Annotated in this window: 21 protein-coding genes; 12 read left to right on the plus strand and 9 right to left on the minus strand. The window is 64.7% G+C overall.

Translation table 11 applies throughout. The annotated features are described in order from the left end of the window. Positions 1-206: 206 nt before the first annotated feature. The 7 genes from PSO31014_RS15425 to PSO31014_RS15455 all read right to left on the minus strand — a co-directional run bounded on the left by PSO31014_RS15425 (position 207) and on the right by PSO31014_RS15455 (position 4,569). Complete coding sequence (locus PSO31014_RS15425) at positions 207-1,019, minus strand: MetQ/NlpA family ABC transporter substrate-binding protein (RefSeq protein WP_150552408.1); 813 nt, start codon at positions 1,017-1,019, stop codon at positions 207-209. 59 nt (positions 1,020-1,078) lie between these two features. Then, the gene (locus PSO31014_RS15430; RefSeq protein ID WP_150552409.1) at positions 1,079-1,732 is read right to left on the minus strand and encodes a methionine ABC transporter permease; all 654 of its coding nucleotides are present in this window, start codon (positions 1,730-1,732) and stop codon (positions 1,079-1,081) included. After that, positions 1,722-2,756 carry a methionine ABC transporter ATP-binding protein gene (locus PSO31014_RS15435; protein WP_150552410.1) on the minus strand — a complete coding sequence of 345 codons (1,035 nt, stop codon included), beginning with the start codon at positions 2,754-2,756 and terminating at the stop codon, positions 1,722-1,724. The genes PSO31014_RS15430 and PSO31014_RS15435 overlap by 11 nt, the downstream gene beginning before the upstream one ends. Before the next feature lie 158 nt (positions 2,757-2,914). Further along, positions 2,915-3,337, minus strand: a complete 423-nt coding sequence (locus PSO31014_RS15440) for a response regulator (RefSeq protein ID WP_150552411.1) — start codon at positions 3,335-3,337, stop codon at positions 2,915-2,917. A gap of 13 nt (positions 3,338-3,350) precedes the next feature. Next, positions 3,351-3,995, minus strand: coding sequence for a response regulator (locus PSO31014_RS15445; RefSeq protein WP_150552412.1), 645 nt, complete (start codon positions 3,993-3,995; stop codon positions 3,351-3,353). Positions 3,996-4,133: 138 nt separating this feature from the next. Continuing rightward, positions 4,134-4,295 (minus strand): DUF1328 domain-containing protein, encoded by a 162-nt coding sequence (locus PSO31014_RS15450; RefSeq protein ID WP_150552413.1) that lies wholly within the window; start codon positions 4,293-4,295, stop codon positions 4,134-4,136. Positions 4,296-4,392: 97 nt separating this feature from the next. After that, entirely contained in the window at positions 4,393-4,569 is a 177-nt protein-coding gene (locus tag PSO31014_RS15455) for a DUF1328 family protein (protein WP_017235273.1), read from the minus strand. Between the two features lie 200 nt (positions 4,570-4,769). Here PSO31014_RS15455 and PSO31014_RS15460 point away from each other — a divergent pair, with 200 nt between their 5' ends. The 5 genes from PSO31014_RS15460 (at position 4,770) to PSO31014_RS15480 (ending at position 8,558) form a co-directional block, all read left to right on the plus strand. Then, positions 4,770-6,320 carry a sensor histidine kinase gene (locus PSO31014_RS15460; protein ID WP_150552414.1) on the plus strand — a complete coding sequence of 517 codons (1,551 nt, stop codon included), beginning with the start codon at positions 4,770-4,772 and terminating at the stop codon, positions 6,318-6,320. Between the two features lie 229 nt (positions 6,321-6,549). Further along, entirely contained in the window at positions 6,550-6,756 is a 207-nt protein-coding gene (locus tag PSO31014_RS15465; RefSeq protein ID WP_017235271.1) for a CsbD family protein, read from the plus strand. Between the two features lie 106 nt (positions 6,757-6,862). Further along, a complete protein-coding gene (locus PSO31014_RS15470) occupies positions 6,863-7,000 on the plus strand; it encodes an entericidin A/B family lipoprotein (RefSeq protein WP_150552415.1) in 138 nt (45 codons plus the stop codon). A gap of 116 nt (positions 7,001-7,116) precedes the next feature. Beyond that, positions 7,117-7,707: a hypothetical protein gene (locus PSO31014_RS15475; protein ID WP_246176662.1), complete on the plus strand. Its 591-nt coding sequence runs from the start codon at positions 7,117-7,119 to the stop codon at positions 7,705-7,707. Between the two features lie 548 nt (positions 7,708-8,255). Further along, positions 8,256-8,558, plus strand: coding sequence for a hypothetical protein (locus tag PSO31014_RS15480; RefSeq protein WP_174976533.1), 303 nt, complete (start codon positions 8,256-8,258; stop codon positions 8,556-8,558). A 124-nt stretch (positions 8,559-8,682) separates the two neighbouring features. Here the strand turns inward: PSO31014_RS15480 and PSO31014_RS15485 are convergent, their stop codons facing one another. Next, positions 8,683-10,095, minus strand: coding sequence for a methyl-accepting chemotaxis protein (locus PSO31014_RS15485; RefSeq protein ID WP_150552416.1), 1,413 nt, complete (start codon positions 10,093-10,095; stop codon positions 8,683-8,685). Between the two features lie 308 nt (positions 10,096-10,403). Here PSO31014_RS15485 and PSO31014_RS15490 point away from each other — a divergent pair, with 308 nt between their 5' ends. Then, on the plus strand, positions 10,404-11,312 hold the full coding sequence (locus PSO31014_RS15490; protein ID WP_150552417.1) for a LysR family transcriptional regulator: 909 nt from the start codon (positions 10,404-10,406) through the stop codon (positions 11,310-11,312). A gap of 67 nt (positions 11,313-11,379) precedes the next feature. Here the strand turns inward: PSO31014_RS15490 and fliE are convergent, their stop codons facing one another. Beyond that, positions 11,380-11,712 (minus strand): flagellar hook-basal body complex protein FliE, encoded by a 333-nt coding sequence (gene fliE / locus PSO31014_RS15495; protein WP_150552418.1) that lies wholly within the window; start codon positions 11,710-11,712, stop codon positions 11,380-11,382. A 214-nt stretch (positions 11,713-11,926) separates the two neighbouring features. On the opposite strand from fliE, the gene PSO31014_RS15500 reads away from it, so the two are divergent. The 6 genes from PSO31014_RS15500 to PSO31014_RS15525 are packed head-to-tail and all read left to right on the plus strand — an operon-like array spanning position 11,927 to position 16,446. Further along, positions 11,927-12,784, plus strand: coding sequence for a FliM/FliN family flagellar motor switch protein (locus PSO31014_RS15500; RefSeq protein WP_150552419.1), 858 nt, complete (start codon positions 11,927-11,929; stop codon positions 12,782-12,784). Between the two features lie 16 nt (positions 12,785-12,800). Next, entirely contained in the window at positions 12,801-13,319 is a 519-nt protein-coding gene (locus PSO31014_RS15505; RefSeq protein WP_174976534.1) for a FliM/FliN family flagellar motor switch protein, read from the plus strand. Then, complete coding sequence (locus PSO31014_RS15510; protein WP_246176664.1) at positions 13,316-14,137, plus strand: flagellar type III secretion system pore protein FliP; 822 nt, start codon at positions 13,316-13,318, stop codon at positions 14,135-14,137. The genes PSO31014_RS15505 and PSO31014_RS15510 overlap by 4 nt, the downstream gene beginning before the upstream one ends. 10 nt (positions 14,138-14,147) lie before the next feature. Beyond that, a complete protein-coding gene (gene fliQ / locus PSO31014_RS15515) occupies positions 14,148-14,420 on the plus strand; it encodes a flagellar biosynthesis protein FliQ (RefSeq protein WP_150552421.1) in 273 nt (90 codons plus the stop codon). A 39-nt stretch (positions 14,421-14,459) separates the two neighbouring features. After that, positions 14,460-15,275 (plus strand): flagellar biosynthetic protein FliR, encoded by an 816-nt coding sequence (locus tag PSO31014_RS15520; protein ID WP_246176666.1) that lies wholly within the window; start codon positions 14,460-14,462, stop codon positions 15,273-15,275. Positions 15,276-15,279: 4 nt separating this feature from the next. Continuing rightward, positions 15,280-16,446 (plus strand): EscU/YscU/HrcU family type III secretion system export apparatus switch protein, encoded by a 1,167-nt coding sequence (locus tag PSO31014_RS15525; protein WP_150552422.1) that lies wholly within the window; start codon positions 15,280-15,282, stop codon positions 16,444-16,446. The last annotated feature ends 1 nt before the right edge of the window (position 16,447 follow it).

Genomic DNA, 16,447 nt, shown 5'->3' on the forward strand with positions numbered 1-16,447 from the left:
GGCTATCGCCGTTATTTGACAATTCTGTGACAGTGTCGGATTTGCCACACACGCCGAGACGGCGGAAGCATCACCGTCGCACACCCTGGACATCCATCGCGTAAGCCCGGCATTCCTCCCGCATGGAGACGAAAAAAAAACGGCAACGCCGCAAAGCGTTGCCGTTTCTTCGTGAGGGAGCCGCCGAGCGGCGCGCCCTCACGACCTTACCAGGCAGTAACGACCGAACCGCCGAACTTCTTCTCGATGAAGGCCTTCACTTCCGGCGAATGGTAGGCCTTGATCAGCTTGGCCACCCAGGGCTTGTTCTTGTCGGCCGTGCGAATGACCAGCACGTTGGCGTACGGGCCGTTGGCGTCTTCGATGGCGATCGAATCACGCTTCGGGTTCAGACCGGCTTCCATCGCGAAGTTGGTGTTGATGACCGCCACCGCCACATCGTCGAGCGAGCGCGGCAGTTGTGCGGCGTCCAGCTCCACGAACTTCAGCTTCTTCGGGTTGTCGACCACGTCGAGCGGCGTCGCCTTCAGACCGGCGTCGGCACGTAGCTTGAGCAGACCCTGTTTCTGCAGCAACAGCAGGGCACGGCCGCCGTTGGTCGGATCGTTCGGCAGCGACACCTTGTCGCCGGCCTTCAGATCGGCCAGCGACTTGATCTTCTTCGAATAGATGCCCATCGGGAAGATCACCGTCTTGGCGATCGACTCGAGCTTGTAGCCACGGTCCTTCACCTGAGCGTCGAGGTACGGCTGGTGCTGGTAGCTGTTCGCGTCCAGGTCGCCCGACGACAGCGCGGCGTTCGGTTGCACATAGTCGCTGAACTCGATGACCTTGATGTTCAGACCGTCTTTGGCCGCGACCTTCTTCACTTCGTCGAAGATCTGCGCGTGCGGGCCGCCCGTGACGCCGACCTTCAGATTGACGGCATCGGCCGCAACCGCCGGCGCGGCGAATTGCGTGGCGAAAACGGTAGCGGCACCGACACCGGCCAGCAGCTTGAAAAGCGTACGACGTTGCATAGAAAAACCTCGCGTGTGTGTGATGTGCCGGTGTGCCGGCGACGTTGTTATATGAGACGTTACTTATGGCTCAGGCGACGCACCAGCCAGTCGCCGAACGTCTGTACCAATTGCACGAAGACGATCAGAATCAGCACGACGGTAATCATCACTTCGGGCAGGAAGCGCTGATAGCCGTAACGGATGCCCAGGTCGCCCAGGCCGCCGCCGCCGATGGCGCCGGCCATCGCCGAATAGCCGACCAGACTGACGAACGTGATCGTGAGACCGGCCACGATACCGGGCAACGCCTCGGGCAGCAACACCTTGGTCACGATCTGGCCGGTGGTCGCGCCCATCGACTGCGCCGCTTCGATCAGGCCTCGGTCGACCTCACGCAGCGCCGTCTCCACCAGGCGCGCGACGAACGGCGCGGCCGCGATGGTGAGCGGCACCACGGCCGCCATCGTGCCGATGGACGAGCCGACGATCAGACGCGTGAACGGGATCACCGCGACGAGCAGGATGATGAACGGTGTGGAGCGCACCGCGTTGACGAGGATGCCGACGATACGATTGGTCGGCAGGTTTTGCAGCACGCCGTTGCGGTCCGTCAGATAGAGCAGCACGCCAAGCGGCACGCCGACCACGGCACCGATCAGGCCGGAAATCCCGACCATGATGAGCGTCTCCCAGAAGGAGGAGACGAAGAGATCGAACATTTCACTCCACATGGCTCAGCTCCTCGACGACCACGCCTTGACTGGCGAGGAACGCCATGGCTTCGGCCACCCGGGCCGGGGTGCCGCCCGCCAGCACGGCGAGCGATCCGAACGCCTGCCCCTGGATCTCGTCGATCTGGCCGTGCAGGATGTTGAAATCGAGTTCGTAGCGACGAATCGCCTCGGAGAGCAGCGGCTGATCCACGCCCGCGCCGGAGAACGCCAGACGATACAGGTGATCGTGACCGTTGCCGATGCGCGATGCGACACGCTCGCGAACGCCCGCGGGCAGCTCCTGCGAAATCACGTCGCCGATGAGCGCACGCGTGACGTCGTGGCGCGGGCGCAGGAACACCTCGATGACGCGCCCTTGCTCGACCACACGGCCGGCATCGAGCACGGCGACACGGTCGCACACCTGCTTGATGACTTCCATCTGGTGCGTAATCAGCACAATGGTCAGGCCCAGCTCGCGATTGATGCGCTTGAGCAACTCGAGAATCGAGCGCGTCGTCTCGGGATCGAGCGCCGACGTCGCCTCATCCGAGAGCAGCACCTGCGGCTCGCTCGCCAGCGCGCGGGCAATGCCCACCCGCTGCTTCTGGCCACCGGAAATCTGCGACGGATAACGATCCTTTTGTGCCGTCAGACCGACGAGCTCGAGCAGCGGCAGGATCTTCGCGCGAATCTCCGCCGCCGACAGGCCCGCCAACTCCAGCGGCAGCGCCACATTGTCGTAGACGGTGCGCGAGTTGAGCAGGTTGAAGTGCTGGAAGATCATGCCGATGCGGCGGCGCGCCTGACGCAACGCGTCGGACGACAGCGACGTCAGGTCCTGGCCGTCGACGCGCACGATGCCGTCGCTCGGGCGATTGAGCAGATTGATGACACGCACGAGCGTGCTCTTGCCGGCGCCGCTTCGGCCAATGATGCCGAAGACTTCGCCGCGCTCGATCGACAGGCTGATATTGGAAAGCGCGTCGATCGGCCCCTTGGGCCCAGCGAAACGCTGGGTAATGTTCTGGAGTTCGATCATGCAAAAAAATAGCAGCCCCACTGCTGAAACCGCCCGCAGTGCCGCCGCCTTGACTCGATATTCAGTGCAAAGACAACATTCTAGCCCATGCATCTAAATAGTTGAAAATAATAAAACTTGATCTCCTTATATCGGATTTCGACTGAACCTGACGGCGATCACGCTTGTCTGCCGGACGCGAAGTCGTCGAGCACTTCGATCACGCGGTCAAATTCGAGCGATTTGTCGAAGAAGTACTGCACGCCCAGTTGCTGGCAACGCTTGCGGTACGTGGCCAATGCATAGTTCGTGAGCACGATGGCCATGAGTTGGGGCAGCAGTCCCGCGTCGTGCAGGTAGGAGAGCACATCCATACCCGAGCCGCGTCGCAGTTGAATATCGACGATCACCGCGTCGAACGAATCTTCCTGGAGTGTGCGGACCGCGTCGTCGGCCGTCTCCGCCACACCGGCCACCTGGAGCATCCCGGTCGAACCGATCGCTTCGGACAGGCTCTCACGGATGACCGCCGAGTCTTCGATCAAGAGCACCTTGAGGGGCAAACGGGACCCCGTATGCGTTGCCGCGTTCCCGATTGGCATGACAACCTCGCTATCAACTGATCAAGCCGTTCTTGAGCGCGTAGAGCGTCAGGTCGGCATTGGTTTTCAAATGCATCTTTTCCAGCACGCGCGCTCGATACGTGCTGACGGTCTTCACCGACAGATGCAACTCGTCCGCGATCTCGGTGGGCGTGCGGCCCTGCGCGAGCTTGCAGAACACCTGGAACTCGCGCTCCGAGAGTTGCTCGTGGATCGGCTCGTCGCCCGGTTGGTCCAGCTTCTGCGCGAGCAGGTCGGCGGTACCTTCGCTGACATAGCGGTGGCCGCGCGCGACCGTGCGGATAGCCCGGATGATTTCCTCGGGCGCCGCATCCTTCATCAGGTAGCCGTTCGCGCCAGCGCGCAGCAGGTTGACCGCGTACTGCGCTTCGGGATACGTCGACAGGAACAGTACGCCCTGCGCCGGGCGCAGCTGTTTGATCACGCGCAACGTGTCGATACCGTTCTTGTCGGGCATGGCGATATCCAGCAACACGACGTCGAAGGCCGTATCGCGAACGGCACGGATCACTTCGTCGCCGCTCGCCGCTTCGCCCGACACTTCCATGTCCGATTCGTCGGCAATGAACTGCTTGAAGCCGGTACGGACAATCGCGTGGTCGTCGGCAATCAGGATTTTTATTGTTGTCGGTGACATCTAAGCTCCAGTGACGCTCGATCGCTCGAATAATGAATCATCTGGCGGTAACTCTCAATGGTGATGCGCGAGTTCCGGCGTCTGCACAAATGCACGCGGGGCCGCCTGGCGAGCCGCCCGGGCGGCCCCAGACGTCGTCTATCGTCGGATCATCCCGAAGAGAAGCGTGACCAGAAAGATCACCAGAAAGATGAAGAACAGGATCTTCGCAATCTCTGCGGCACCGACGGCGATTCCCGTAAAGCCGAATACCGCAGCGATCAACGCGATCACGAAAAAAACGACAGCATAGTGAAGCATCGCAACCTCCATTTAGGGGAACGGGCCGCGCGCGTCTCCACGACGCGTCACGGTATCGGCGCCGCGCATGGACCAGCCCCGCGCGGCAGCGCTCCGTCTAATCGACGATCTTCTTGGCGACAGTCAATCCAAGCAGCAGGAAGATCACAAACAGCACCAGGAACAGCACGAACAGAATCTTCGCGATCCCGGCGGCACCCGCAGCGATCCCGGTAAAGCCCAACAGGCCCGCCACGATCGAGATCAGTGCGAACATCAACGCCCACTTCAACATAGCGCTCTCCTCGGTCAATGCATCGGTTCCCGGAGACTTCGTTCGCCTCCGACGGCGCGACACCGGTTTGCGCAACGCGGCGCGAACCCTCGGACGCTGAGTGAATAGTAGAAAAACAGCGCGCAGGAAACTGCCCGGACCCCGCTGGTTTTTGCGTAGGAATTGGCTGACAATTCGCGAAACAACGCGATTTTCGACTTATGATCGAATCACGTCCGATCATCGGTATTCCCTGCACGCCTCTCCTCAACACCACGCCACAGGCCCTCATGTCCCGATTGCTCACGTCCTGGTTGCGTCGCCGAAGCTGGATCATCGCCATGATCGCGGCGATCGTCATCACCGTCGGCAGCCTGATCGGGCTGGAGTCTGCGCACCGCCGACTGGCCTCCACCTACGAGGCGGCCTTGCAGGCCATGACCGCGGCCAACGAACTCAACGAGATCATGGCGCGCACGTCGACCGTGGTGTCGAGCCAACGTGGCTATCTGCTCACGAACGATCCGATCTATCTCGATCCCTACCTGTCGGCCGTGCGGCGCATTCGCGATCTCGCCGCCCTGATCGTCCGGCATTACGAAGCCACGGGCGACACGCAGGCCACGAAGGACTTTGCCAATGTGATGACGCTGTTCTCGCAGCGCATCACCGCCATGGAAACGGCGCGCGCGGCGGTCAAGCAAGGGGAGATGAATTTCGAAGAGGCGCTCTCGCCCGCCAATCTCGGCATCGGCACGATGGAGCCGGTGCAAGACGGTATCACCGACCTGTACAACCGCGAGCTGGCACGCGCGCGCACTGCGCAGGACAACGGACGCTTCGATCAGGCGGTCTCGGCGATAAGCGCCGGCGCGCTCTCGGTGCTCACCATCCTGCTTTTCGTGCTGCTGTTTCGTTCCCTCGGCAGACAGATGCGGCAGGAGCAACTCGTGCGCGACCGGTTGCGCGAACAGCAAGCGCATCTGGATCGGGTCGTGCGCGAGCGCACCGAACAACTGGACGAGTTGGCCACCCACTTGCAGAACGTCAGCGAAGACGAGAAGACCCGTCTGTCGCGCGAGCTGCATGACGAGCTCGGCGCGATTCTCACCGCCTGCAAGATGGACGTGACCTGGGCGCATCACAAGCTGCGCAACATCGATCCCGTGATTGCCGAGAAACTCGCTCGCGCGCAACGCAATCTCGACGCCGGCATTCAGACGAAGCGCCGCATCATCGAGAATCTTCGTCCGACGGTGCTGATCAACTTCGGTCTCGTGACGGCGTTGCGTTCGCTCGCCGAGGAGACTGCCGATCAACAGCACTGGCAACTCGACCTCGACTTGCCGGAAGAGGACTTCGCCCTGCCGGAGTCGACGGCCATCGTGCTGTTCCGCGTTGCCCAGGAAGCGCTCACGAACGCGGGCAAGTACGCGCGTGCCACCACGGTGCGCGTGGCGCTGGCGTGCGACGATCAGCGCGTGCGTCTCGAAGTCATCGACAACGGTATCGGTCTCACGCCGGATCAGTTCAACAAGCCCAAGACGCATGGCCTGTTCGGCATGCGCCAACGGGTCTCGGCCAAGGGGGGGCGCATCGACATTCACTCGCTGCCGCTGCGCCTCGGCACCGAGATCCAGGTCGTGCTGCCGCTGTGCAATCCGGCGGACGCGCCCAACATCGCGACGGAAGTCACCGAAAGCACCGCCACACATACACCTGTCGCCGGGAAGCCCAACGACGACGCCAGCGCCTCGCCGCAAACGCCTTAATCCTCGATACTGCGTCCTCGATATTGCGCGCGTCGGAATGCACCGACAGCGCAACCCGACACCGCCTACGCCGCGACGCTATCTCGGCTGACATCGCGAACGCTTCGCACTCCCTACCATGGAAACACGTGCCGCCTCGAAAGCGCGGCAACGAGGTGCGCCGTTGTGCGTGCCGATGCAAGGCATTACCCGAACCCAATCCATCCCAACCCAACATGAAGGAGTTGCTATGAACTCGGATCTGATCAAGGGCAAGTGGAATCAGCTCAAGGGCGAAGCGAAGAAGCAGTGGGGCAACCTGACGGATGACGATCTGCTCAAGATCGAGGGCAACCGCGACAAGTTCGTGGGGACCATCCAGGAACGCTATGGCAAGGCGAAGGCCGAAGCCGAACGCGAAGTCGACACGTGGAACGACCAACACAAGCTCTGGTAAGCGCTTGCCGCCGTGCCCGCCGGGAGGCGGGCGCCCCGACGCGTCCCGTTCACTTCGCGCGCGTGCCGCGCGTCGCACAACATCCTCTGTCAAAGGAGACATTCAAATGAAACGACTGATCGCCATCGCACTGCTCTCCGGCTTCGCGCTGGGGCTCGCCGGATGCAACACCATCCACGGCGCGGGCAAGGACGTCGAACGAGGGGGCGAAGCCATTCAGGGCGCCGCCGATCGTTCGAAGTAACGCGGCATACCGCCGAATCCACGTTTCCCCCGTTCCCACGCATGCCCCCCGAAACGCGATGCATGGACATCGCGCCTTACGCGCATTCCATTGCCAGCCTGAAGGAGGACCCCGACATGTCACATCGAATCGCCACCAACATCCTGACCTGCGCCTGCCTGACCCTGGGCACCGCGGGCATGCTGAGCGCCGCGGCAGCCCACGCGGCCGACGCGGCGGCCAAGGATCGCTACGAGGCGACGCAGAAATCGGCCGAGGCCGACTACAAGGCGTCGGTCGCGCGTTGCGATGCACTCAAGGACAACGCGAAGCGTATCTGCGTCGAGAGCGCAAAGGGCAACGAGACAATCGCCAAGGCCAATGCGCAAGCCGACTATAAGCAAACACCCAAGGCCCGCTACGAGGCGGCCATCGCGAAGGCCGACGCCGATTTCACCGTTGCCAAGTTGCGCTGCGACGACAAGAAGGGCAACGACGAGGACGTTTGCGTCAAGGACGCCGAAGCCGCCAAAACCAAGGCCTATGGCGATGCGAAGGTGATGCGCACGAGCCGGGAATCGTCGAAGGACACGGTGGCTGCGCGGCAGGACGCCAACGCCGAGGCGAACAAGGCTCAGTACAAGGCAGCGCTCGAGCGCTGCGACGGTCTGGCCGGCAATAGCAAGGACACCTGCGAGGCAGACGCCAAGGCGCGCTTCCACCAGTAAGCGCAGGGATGTCCCAAACCACTCGGATCGCGGCCACGGATCCGTCCCAAAAAACTGGCAGATCCGGACGCACCGGGTGAACCGGGCGAAGCGTTTGGGCGGGGAGGAGGAGGCGACGTTGCGTGCAGTCCCGCAACGTCGACGGCAGGCGGATGCGGCGAAAGCGGCATTCGCCTGCTGTTTTTGTGCCACAGGCGGCAGGCGTGCATGTAAATGAATGTAACAAGCGCCGCCCGATGCGGTGCTCACCGGCGCGATTCCGACGCTACACGACGCTCACCGAAACGAGCGCAAATCGTTGATTCTGAATAGAATGGCCGCCTGATCTACACGTTTGGCGGCCGCTTTTCCACGCCCGGATGTTCCCCGTGCCGTATCAATGCGCATACTTTGCAACAATTGCGCCACGCCCGCGTTTCGGAACTTCAGTAAAGTTAAGCCAAGGAATCTGACGAACAACGGTGCTCAAGGGCACCCGGCGCGTCGCGCGGCATGGTGCCGTCCGGGCGCTGTCATCAGTACGCTGCCAAGTCCGCAGGAGAAATGTCATGAAAACCAAGTTTGCCGCCCTTGCCATCGCGGGGATCGCGCTCGCTGCGGGTGCCGTTGGGACAGCGCAGGCGCACGTCTCGGTCGGTATCGGCATTGGCTTGCCGCTATTCGTCCCCGCACCGGTCTATGCCCCGGCGCCCGTCTACGTCGCGCCCCCGCCGCCGGTCTACTACGCCCCGCCGCCCGTCTATGTCGCGCCCGCGCCGGTGTATTACGGTCCTCCGCCGGCCTATTACGGCCGTCCGTACTACGGGTACGGGCACGGACGCTGGCACCGTGACCGCTGGCATCGCGATTGAGCGACGGCCGGCCCCACGCGGGCAAACGCATCGGATAACACACCGGTCCCCGATAAATGAACGCGCCACCGACTGCGAAGTCGGTGGCGCGTTGTCTTTGGCGGCGCCGATCGGCGCAACGTCTCTACCGGCCGACGCGATAGGCGATGCGAAAGCCGCCCCAATGACGCCCATTCACGTAGATCGGCGCCGAGGCGTCTTTCATCACCATGAACGCTCCGCCCCCCATATCGCGCCGGTAGGTCTGCAACAGCAGCGGTTGGGTATTGCGCCCGGCGGCCGCGCCCGTACGGTCGTTGAACAGACGCCGGTTGCGGCAATGCGCGGCATTCCAGACCGGATCATTGGTCGGTGACTGCGAGAACTTGCGGTTATGCGTGGGCAGATAGCCGTTCTCGTCGACGGCGGCGCAAAAGGCGATGCGCTCGTTGAGCGCGAGCAACGGCTCCTGGATGGCCGGCAGCGTCTCGTCGGTAAACCGCGTGAAGCTGGCCATCAACTGCTGCGGGTTCGATCCGGGGATCGGCTCGTAGTGGCGGTCAAACAATGCCTGCTCGGTGATCTTGCCCTTGGCGAGCGCCGCCTCGAAACTCTCCCCCACCTGCTTGGCCGCGCGGCGTACCGCGCGAATGAACGGCGTGTCCTCCGTCTCGACGTCGCTGCCCGCGATCAGGCCGATCAGATGCTCCGAGACGCCCAGCAAACCGTTGATGCGCTCCCGCGCACGCCCAACGTGTTCCGCCGAATGCGAAACGCCGTCGGCCATTTCATCGACGTGGGCGACGAGCGTGGCGCATTCGCTTTCGATGGCTTCGCTGGCCTGCGCGATCTGTCCGGCCTGACGGTCGAACGTGTCGAGCGCAGCCCCGGCCGTCTCGATCACGCTGGCAATGGCGCGGGTGCCTTCGCGGGCATCGTTGGCGCGCGCGACGTTCGCGTTGCTCTCGCGCATCAAGCGCTCGGTGCGCTCGCCCAGCGTGGCGAGCGTGTGCTCGATCTGCTGCGTCGCCTCGGCCGTCTTGCTCGCGAGCAGTTTGACCTCGGTGGCCACGACCGCGAAGCTGCGTCCGGCCGCCCCGGCGCGCGCGGCTTCGATGGCGGCGTTGAGCGCCAGCAGATGGGTCTGGCGGGCGATCACCGAAATGCCCTCCGCCACCTTGCCTACGTGATCGAGCGCGTCGCGCAGCCCGGCGATCTCGCCGGCCATGCCGGAGACACCCTCCACGAGACCGTGGATCGATGCCAGTGACGCGTCGGCCGTGTTGCGCGACGCCGCGATGTCGGCGCTGGCGCGATCGGCCACATCACGGGCCTCGCGCGCGGCGCTGGCAATACGTTGGTTGCCTTCGCTGGTCTCGGTTGCGGTTTGGTGAAGCGCCTGAAACACGTCGGCCTGACGCTTGATGCGAACGGCGATCTCGTCGACGTTACCGGCGATATCGCACAACTCAACGCCGAGGGTGCCGGCATTGGCCGCCACCTCGTTCATGACGTTGACCGTTTGCGCCGCTCCCCGGGTGCGCGTGAATAGCCCCATTGTCAGTCTCCTCGCGTCTCTGATCCACTTGTTATGACGAGGGCGCGACAGTCGCCGTACCGGACGGAAAACATCGGGGCAGACGTTCGCGCCACACGCTGGTGTGTCGAAAGAGATAACGGGAGAAAATGCGGTCGACTTGAGGGTTGTCTCGCTTGTCGCCGCCCCGCGCTTCCGACTTTATGGGGCCACCCTCTCATGCACGGCTTACGCGGGACTTACTGACCGCACAGTGTCGCGCCAGCAGTCAATCATTCGAATAATGGCTATGATAATGATCAATCATCACCCTATCCGATGGATTCGACATGACGCCGGACCAATTGCTGACCTTCGCGACCGTCGCCGAACTGGGCAACATCAGCCACGCGGCGCAAGCGCTGCACTTATCGCAACCGGCCGTGTCCGGCCAGTTGCGACTGTTGCAGGAGTCGTTCGGCGAGCCGTTGTATCGACGTGATGGACGCGGCATCCGGCTGACGGCCGTGGGCGAGCAGGTCGCCGTATATGCCAACAAGCTGCGGCAGGACTATCGCCAGGCCATCGCACTGCGCGACAGCCTGCGCGGCATGGAAACCGGAGCGTTGCGCATCGGAGCGAGCACGACGCCGGCAAGTTACCTGTTGCCCTACGTGATTGCCGAATTCCATCAACGCTACCCTGCGGTCGCGCTGCATATCGTCGACGGCAACACCAGTGAAATCGTGGCGCAACTCGATCGGCTCGACGTGGCCTTCATCGAAGGTGCCGTGCCGCCGGGCCTGTCGCCGGAAATCGCGGTGCGTCCGTGGCGCGACGACGAAGTCGTTGCCATTGCCCGGGCCGACCATCCCCTCGCGCAGCATCCGCAAGGCGCATCGCTGCAGGCCATCGCCGAGTACCCGTTGATCCTGCGCGAACCGGGGTCGGGGGTACGGGCGCTGGTCGCGCGCGCGTTCTCGGTGGCCGGACTCGCGCCGCGCGTGGCACTGGAATTGGCCGGGGTGGAAAGTATCAAGGAAGCCGTGCGGGCGGGCATGGGCGTGGGCTTCGTGTCCGCGATGTCGATGCGTCACGAAGACGCGGCGCTCGCCTCGGTTCGCATCGATCCCCCACATGGCCTCAAGCGGCTGCTGACGGCGCTCGTGCCGCATGCCGACGCCCTGTCGCGTCCGACCGAGCGATTCCTCGCCCAGTGCTTCGCCAGCGCCGCCGACGAACCGGAAACATTGCGGTAACCGCGTGCGGTTCGTCCATATGTCGGTACGGGAGCGCCAGCGACGCATGGCGCTTGCCGCGTCCCGCTCAGAACGGCATGCGTACCAACTCCTCCACTGCACCCACGACCTTGTCGCGCGTTCGCATCAGCAACGAGAACGACAGGTCGGCCTGAGCGCTCGCCAGCATCGCGCCGGTCAGGTCGTCGCTCTGGCCCAGATCGAATGCGCGCATGCGCTCGCCGGCGTCGCGCTGGGCCGCGTCCACACCGCGCAGCATCGTGCCGAAGTCGGGGACGACCGAGGCACCGGCCAGGGCGGGGTCTGCGTCGCGCACTCCGGCCACGCTATTCAGTTCGCGCTGTGTCGCATGCATGCGACGCATTTCAGCCATCAATGACTGTTCCATCGAGACGGGCATTCGGCTCTCCTTCGTGAGTTTCGATGGGTGCCGCGCGCGTAAGGCGGGCAGCACCGACAAGACTCCGCACTTTACGCACACCTCGCCCCACTCAGAATGGGGAATCCCCCAAAGCCAGCGCGGTTGAGTCATTCCCCATCAACACACAGGGAAGACGCCTTTAGGATGCGAACTTCCCTGCGCCAACGAGCGCTGCGAACCGACATCCAAACACATGAATACACTGCACGCGCCTACGCCGCCCGGCGCGATCCGGGCCCTCGATCCGTGCCGGCTGGGACAGCCGACGCAGCTCCTCGATCCCCTGACCGAGCGGCTGCGCTCGCGCCTCGATGTCCAATTGCCGCAGCACGTCCGCCATCGTCATGCTATGGCGTGGCGCGTCGCCGCCATGTCGGTGAGCGCCAGTGCGCCGAGCGTCACCGATGTCATCGTGCAGCGCTTTCAGGTGGACGGTCACGGCATCGACGTTGCCATCGACGCGGGACTGCTGCGCGACGCCTTTCGGCTGCGCTACGACGCGGACGACTTCGTCGGGCCGCCCGCCCTGCACGCCGCGCCGCCGGCGGCGACCTACGAGCGTTTCGTGACGCGCTTTGCGAGGCAGATGCTCGACGCACTGCGCCAGGCCGTCTCCGCGGAGATGTCGCCAACCACGGCGTATGTCGAGACCCTCCAGAGCGCCCCGAGGTTGACGCCGCCGTCGCTCTGGATCGGCGCGCGCATCGCGGATCGTGCGGGCGATGCGCCGCTGGGCACGGTCACCTTCCGGCTCGCGGCCGAGGACGCGCGCCGCTGGCTCACGATGCTCGGCCCCGGCGCCGGGGAGCGTATCGCCGAGCACACGCCGCCTGCCTGCGACGTCGCAACGATTCCGGTGCGCCTGAGCGCGCACTGGCTCGACGTCGACTTGTCGCTTGGCGCGCTGCTCGACGCGCAACCGGGCGATGTCCTGCCGGTGCGGTTCATGCAACGCGCGCTCGTTTGCGTGGACAACGACCCGTTGATGAGCGCCGATATTGTCGAGCGCGATGCGCACTTGTGCCTCACGCACTTCCAAACTCTTGAATAAGGACTCTGCATTCGTCATGTCTAGCCACCTTCCTCACGACCTGTCCGGTCAAGCGCCGCACCCCGGTGCACCCGCCGACGTCACGACGTCCACCGCTGCCGATCGGCGGATGGACCCACTGACCGACGATCTGCCTGCCCTTGGCGCGCTCCCCGACCTCTCCAACCTGTCTGACCTGCCTGACGATTTGGCCGGTGACTGGCTCGGCGAGACGGGCGGCGGCAACGCCGCGCCCGCCTCCCGTTCCGCTGACGCGGCCGGCACAGCGCCGGTGCCGCTCGCCATGCGCGAGACGCTGCGCCGTGTGCCGGTGAAGCTCACGCTCGAAGTCGGCGCAACGCGACTTACGCTGGGCGAGCTGGCGGCCCTGCGTGCCGACGACGTGCTGAGTCTCGATCGCGCGGCCGGTGCGCCGCTTGCCGTGTTGGTCAACGGTGTGCCGGTGGGCCTGGCGGAAGTCGTCGTGTCGGGCGCGCAATACGGGCTGAAGATCCTCACGCTCGATGCGCTCGAGCTGGACCGGCTGGCCCCATGAAAGCCGCGCTACACCTCCTGCGCCAGCGCCGCTCGCGCCCTCATGGGCCGCGCCACTTTCCGCTGTGCGCATCGGAGACGCTCGTGCTCGCGATTCTCGCGATCGGCTTCGCGCTGTTCGCCACCGGAGCGCACGCCGACGAGACGGGCGAACTGATGCGCCTGCGCACGCAAGGTGGCACCACCGATTTCACCGTGAAGACCCAGTTGCTCATTCTGATGACGCTTCTGGGACTGCTGCCGATGCTGCTGATGGTGATGACCACGTTCGTGCGTTTCGCCATCATCCTCGCGTTGCTGCGTCAGGCGCTGGGGCTGCAACAGGGGCTGCCCTCGCGCGTGCTCACCGGCATGGCGTTGCTGCTCAGTCTGCTCGTCATGCGCCCGGTCGGCGAAGCGATCTGGACGCAAGCGGTCGTGCCCTATGACGAAAATCGCATCACGCTGACCGAAGCGATTCGCGTCGGCGAAGCGCCGCTGTCGCGCTTCATGCTGGCGCAAACGCGCCAGACGTCGCTCGACCTGATGGCCCGGCTGACCGGCGAGACACACGTCGCCGAGCCGCAAGCGCATAGCTTCCTGGTGAAGGCGTCGGCATTCCTGCTGAGCGAACTCAAAACGGCGTTCCAAGTCGGGGCGATGCTCTTCGTGCCGTTTCTCGTCATCGATCTGGTGGTCGCCTCGGTGCTCATGGCCATGGGCATGATGATGCTCTCGCCGCTGGTCGTTTCGTTGCCGCTCAAGCTCCTGCTGTTCGTGCTCATCGACGGCTGGACGCTCACGGTCAGCACGCTCGTCACCAGCGTGCAGGCGGTCTGAGGAGAACGCCATGCTCACCAGCGACATCGCCATCGACATGGGGCTGGACGCCCTGCGACTCGTGATCGTTATCGTGCTCGTGCTCATCGTGCCGAGTCTCGTGACCGGTCTCGTCGTGGCGCTCTTTCAAGCCGCCACGCAGATCAACGAGCAGACGCTGTCATTCCTGCCGCGCCTGATCGTCACGCTGCTCACGCTCGGGTTCGCGGCCCCATGGCTCGCCGGCACGCTCACCGATTTCGCCACCGATATCTTCGCCCGCGCGGCGACGCTCGCAGGGTAGCGCGGCGCGCCGCCGACGCCCGCAGCCGGATCCCCGATCATGCCGTTTCCTCTTCCCTTGGCCGCCTGGCCCGGCCTCGAAGGCTGGCTCGCCCAATGGCCCGCGCAGCTCGTGATGCTGTGGTGGCCGTTCTGCCGCTTCGTTGCCGCGCTGAGCATGCTGCCGCTCGTCGGCGAGGGCGTGGTGCCGATGCGCTGGCGCGTACTGGTCGCGCTCGTGCTCAGCCTGTCGCTATGGCCGGTGCTCGCCAAAGGCGGCGTGCCCCCGATCGACCCGTTCTCGCTGGCAGGCGTGGCGCTGGCCGCGGAGCAAGCGATCATCGGCGCGTGTCTGGGGCTGGCGTTCTTCATCGTGCGCAGCCTGCTCACGCTCGTGGGCTACCTGTGCGCGTCGCAGATGGGACTGGCCATGGCGGCCATGAACGATCCGATGAACGGCGAAGCCAGCGAGCCGGTCTCGCTGCTGATGGTCTGCCTCGGCACCCTGCTGTTCTTCATTGCCGATGCGCATCTCATCGCGGTGGCCATCGTCGGCCGCAGCTTCGAGGTGTGGCCCATCGGCGGCGGACTGCCGCTCGGCGATCTCGCCGGCTTGTTGCGCGCGCTGGGCTGGACGCTCGCGGCCGCCGTGACGCTGGCGCTGCCCGTGGTGCTTGCCACGTTCGTCGTGCAGTTCGGGCTCGGTCTGCTCAATCGCGCCGCGCCGGCGCTGAACCTGTTCTCGTTGGGCTTCGCCGTGACGACGGCCGTCGGCCTCGTCGTGCTCTCGGCCGTCATTCCCGCCCTGCCCGCCCACTACCTGGCGCTGACCGAACGCGTGCTCGACGCGCTCGGCCCCGTCGCCCGACCGAATTGAACCCATGACGACCCAAGACACCGGCGACAAGTCCGAAGCCCCCTCGTCCCAGAAGCTGCGCCGCGCACGCGAGCAGGGACAGGTGGCGCGCTCGCGCGATACGGCCACGGCGGTCGGCATCATGAGCAGTGTGGCCGTGCTCGCGGTCACCGCGCCCGCGCAGCTCGACGAATTCCGCTCGCTCTACGCGGCGGCGTTCGCCGATCTCGCGGGCATCGGCTTCGACGACGCGTGGACGGCCTTGCTGCCGGCGGCGATGTGGCTGCTCGTCAAGCTCCTCGCCCCGCTGGCCGCGATTCCGCTGTGTATCAGCGTGGCGGCCATGCTGCCCGGCGGCTACGTCTTCAGCACGACGCTGCTCAAACCGAAGTGGCAGCGGCTCTCGCCCAAGGCAAACCTGGGCCGGCTCGTCTCGATGAAGCACTACGCGCAGGTGGGCATCGCCGTTGCGAAGGTTGTGCTGGTGGCCGCTGTGTTGGTCTTTGTCGTGCGCGCGCACTGGGACGCATTGCTTGCCCTGCAGGCCGGTGCCCCGCGCGAGGCGATTACCGTGGGACTTGGGCTGCTGCGCGACGCTGTGCTCGTGCTCGGCGGGGCATTCGTGGCGTTCGCGTTGCTCGACCTGCCGTTGCAGCGCTACTTCTTCCTGCGCGATCAACGCATGACCAAGCAGGAAGTCAAGAACGAGCACAAGCAGTCCGAGGGACGCCCCGAAGTCAAACAGCGCATTCGCCAGATCCAGCGCCGCATGGCCGAGCGCAGTTTGCGCCGCACAGTGCCGTTGGCCGACGTGGTGATCGTCAACCCGACGCACTACGCCATCGCACTCAAGTACGACACCGCGCGTGCGCAAGCGCCCTATGTCGTGGCGCGCGGCCTTGATGAGATGGCGGGCGTGCTGCGCCAGATCGCCCGCGACCACAAGATCGATGTCGTGAGCGCCCCTCCGCTGGCGCGAGCGCTTTACCACACGAGCCAGGTCAACCAGCAGATACCCGCCGCGCTGTACGAAGCGGTCGCCGTGATTCTTGCCTACGTGCTGCAACTGCGCGCATGGCGAACCGGCGAACGCGCCACACACCCCGACCGTCCGGACACGCCCGCCGTGCCCGCGGCACTCTCCGATCCCACTGATCCAACCGCCCCAACCGCCAGACGCCCCCGTCCCTGAA

It is taken from the genome of Pandoraea soli (assembly GCF_902459595.1).
Lineage (GTDB): Bacteria > Pseudomonadota > Gammaproteobacteria > Burkholderiales > Burkholderiaceae > Pandoraea > Pandoraea cepalis.

Bases quoted from the DNA above. Each gene is read 5' to 3' on its own strand.
- PSO31014_RS15440 (WP_150552411.1), bottom strand. From the start codon at position 3,337: ATGCCAATCGGGAACGCGGCAACGCATACGGGGTCCCGTTTGCCCCTC.
- fliQ (WP_150552421.1), top strand. From the start codon at position 14,148: ATGCTCACCAGCGACATCGCCATCGACATGGGGCTGGACGCCCTGCGA.
- PSO31014_RS15480 (WP_174976533.1), top strand. From the start codon at position 8,256: ATGAAAACCAAGTTTGCCGCCCTTGCCATCGCGGGGATCGCGCTCGCT.
- PSO31014_RS15435 (WP_150552410.1), bottom strand. From the start codon at position 2,756: ATGATCGAACTCCAGAACATTACCCAGCGTTTCGCTGGGCCCAAGGGG.
- PSO31014_RS15500 (WP_150552419.1), top strand. From the start codon at position 11,927: ATGAATACACTGCACGCGCCTACGCCGCCCGGCGCGATCCGGGCCCTC.
- PSO31014_RS15450 (WP_150552413.1), bottom strand. From the start codon at position 4,295: ATGCTTCACTATGCTGTCGTTTTTTTCGTGATCGCGTTGATCGCTGCG.
- fliE (WP_150552418.1), bottom strand. From the start codon at position 11,712: ATGCCCGTCTCGATGGAACAGTCATTGATGGCTGAAATGCGTCGCATG.
- PSO31014_RS15490 (WP_150552417.1), top strand. From the start codon at position 10,404: ATGACGCCGGACCAATTGCTGACCTTCGCGACCGTCGCCGAACTGGGC.
- PSO31014_RS15460 (WP_150552414.1), top strand. From the start codon at position 4,770: ATGATCGAATCACGTCCGATCATCGGTATTCCCTGCACGCCTCTCCTC.
- PSO31014_RS15470 (WP_150552415.1), top strand. From the start codon at position 6,863: ATGAAACGACTGATCGCCATCGCACTGCTCTCCGGCTTCGCGCTGGGG.
- PSO31014_RS15485 (WP_150552416.1), bottom strand. From the start codon at position 10,095: ATGGGGCTATTCACGCGCACCCGGGGAGCGGCGCAAACGGTCAACGTC.
- PSO31014_RS15510 (WP_246176664.1), top strand. From the start codon at position 13,316: ATGAAAGCCGCGCTACACCTCCTGCGCCAGCGCCGCTCGCGCCCTCAT.
- PSO31014_RS15430 (WP_150552409.1), bottom strand. From the start codon at position 1,732: ATGTGGAGTGAAATGTTCGATCTCTTCGTCTCCTCCTTCTGGGAGACG.
- PSO31014_RS15520 (WP_246176666.1), top strand. From the start codon at position 14,460: ATGCCGTTTCCTCTTCCCTTGGCCGCCTGGCCCGGCCTCGAAGGCTGG.
- PSO31014_RS15465 (WP_017235271.1), top strand. From the start codon at position 6,550: ATGAACTCGGATCTGATCAAGGGCAAGTGGAATCAGCTCAAGGGCGAA.
- PSO31014_RS15455 (WP_017235273.1), bottom strand. From the start codon at position 4,569: ATGTTGAAGTGGGCGTTGATGTTCGCACTGATCTCGATCGTGGCGGGC.
- PSO31014_RS15505 (WP_174976534.1), top strand. From the start codon at position 12,801: ATGTCTAGCCACCTTCCTCACGACCTGTCCGGTCAAGCGCCGCACCCC.
- PSO31014_RS15475 (WP_246176662.1), top strand. From the start codon at position 7,117: ATGTCACATCGAATCGCCACCAACATCCTGACCTGCGCCTGCCTGACC.
- PSO31014_RS15525 (WP_150552422.1), top strand. From the start codon at position 15,280: ATGACGACCCAAGACACCGGCGACAAGTCCGAAGCCCCCTCGTCCCAG.
- PSO31014_RS15425 (WP_150552408.1), bottom strand. From the start codon at position 1,019: ATGCAACGTCGTACGCTTTTCAAGCTGCTGGCCGGTGTCGGTGCCGCT.
- PSO31014_RS15445 (WP_150552412.1), bottom strand. From the start codon at position 3,995: ATGTCACCGACAACAATAAAAATCCTGATTGCCGACGACCACGCGATT.